General features: G+C 34.0%; 1 protein-coding gene and 1 pseudogene. Both read left to right on the top strand.

What is annotated here, in order from left to right; genetic code table 11:
• On the top strand, window positions 1-295 hold a 295-nt coding region (locus tag RB298_RS15555; protein ID WP_486047525.1), incomplete at its 5' end, for an FtsW/RodA/SpoVE family cell cycle protein.
• Between the two features lie 141 nt (window positions 296-436).
• Window positions 437-1627: pseudogene (locus RB298_RS15550) on the top strand (FtsW/RodA/SpoVE family cell cycle protein).
• The last annotated feature ends 170 nt before the right edge of the window (window positions 1628-1797 follow it).

Below are 1797 nucleotides of genomic sequence, written 5' to 3'. Positions count from 1 at the left end.
AACTAGCCTTATCCTTTTCTTATTTATGGTGCTTATTTATCAAATTATCACGGTCGCATTTCATACGAAAGATCAATTCTCTACATACATTTGTACCGGCGTTATTTCAATTATTTTCTTTCATGTTTTAGAAAATGTGGGCATGTGTATAGGACTTCTTCCGATAACGGGAATACCACTGCCGTTTATAAGCTACGGAGGAAGTGCGTTAATGAGTACGATGTTTTTGATGGGACTAGTATTAAATATAAGCTTTCGATCAAAGGCTTATATGTTTGATCAGGATGTGAGGTAATACAATGACTAGTAAAAAAATAGCTAAAGAAATAAATTCAGACCTAAAGATTCGTATGAAAATATTGAAATATATGTTTATTTTTTTATTTTCTCTCTTGTATATAGCCGTTATTAGGTGGTTTTTTTAGGAGGAGTTTTTATGTTCAAAAAAATTCTAAAGTGTTACGATTACAAATTTATTACTGCGTTAATTGTTCTAAGCCTGATCGGTTTAATTATGGTTTATAGTGCTAGCATGGTAACAGCAATTAGTCGTTATGGCGTATCTGGGGATTATTTTTATAAAAAACAAAAGCTTGCTCTTATAGCAGGCTTTATCATTTTCACATTAGCGGCTATCGTTCCGTATAAAATTTATCAGGAAAAAGCAGTATTAAAAGTTTTATTAGGTGTCGCTGTTGCACTCCTTATTTTAGTTTTAGCTTTTGGACACACAGCAGGTAATGCACAAAGTTGGTTTAAAATTGGGCCTATTGCTATCCAGCCGTTAGAAATAACAAAATTAACGCTCATTATCTATTTAGCCGCTGTTTTTGCAAACAAACAAGAGTATATCAATGATTTAAAAAGGTCGATTCTTCCACCTATGCTGGTTGTGCTTTTAATTTGTTTTTTAATTATTTTACAGCCTGATTATGGCGGAGCCTTGCTTATTTTAGGAACAGTTGCAGCTATTGTGTTATGTTCAGGCCTTTCAAAAAAATCTATTTTGAAAATTAGTTTACTAGGTGTAATTGGCACACTCATTATGTTAGCCGTGTTATTAATAACTGGAAACATGGATCTTTTGTTTTCTCCTGGGCGTTTAGCTCGCTTCACTGGATTCTTACATCCTTTTGAAAATCAACAAGGAGATGGATATCAGCTTGTTAATTCTTATGTAGCTATAGGAAATGGAGGAATATTAGGTATGGGGCTGGGCCAAGGCATTCAAAAAACGGGCTACTTGCCTGAATCACATACGGATTTTATTATGGCCATTATTGCAGAAGAGCTGGGATTTTGGGGTGTACTTCTTGTATTAGGGCTACTGTTTTTTATTATTTTTGAAGGATTAAAAACAGCTATTAAGTGTCGCGATCCTTTTGTAGCACTGTTAGCTATCGGTATTTCTGTTATGATGGCTGTTTAAGTATTTGTAAATCTTTGAGCTGTCACGGGTCTTCTTCCGATTATTGGTGTCACTCTTCCTTTTATAAGCTTTGGAGGTTCTTCGCTTACATTGTTAATGCTTGCTGCAGGAATACTTACCAATGTTTCGATGTTTACCACATACACTCAAACCTATCATAGCCAGTCAATGGAACGAGCTTATATAAGGAATGTTTAACGTTTGAATGACTAAGTGATGTATGTTAGCTATTGTGATTGTTATTAACAAGCTTCTACAGGAAACATATAGCTAATTTTTCAAGCAAGCTCAACCTTTATATTAAGACCATTGTTCGCTGCTATAATAAAAAGTACTGACGATATATCAGAACTTTTTACTTTATTTAA

Origin of the sequence: Priestia sp. BR_2 (genome assembly GCF_041954005.1) — a bacterium.
Classification (GTDB): Bacteria; Bacillota; Bacilli; order Paenibacillales; family Paenibacillaceae; genus Paenibacillus_AQ; species Paenibacillus_AQ lautus_A.
This window is presented reverse-complemented; position numbering and strand designations above follow the sequence as displayed.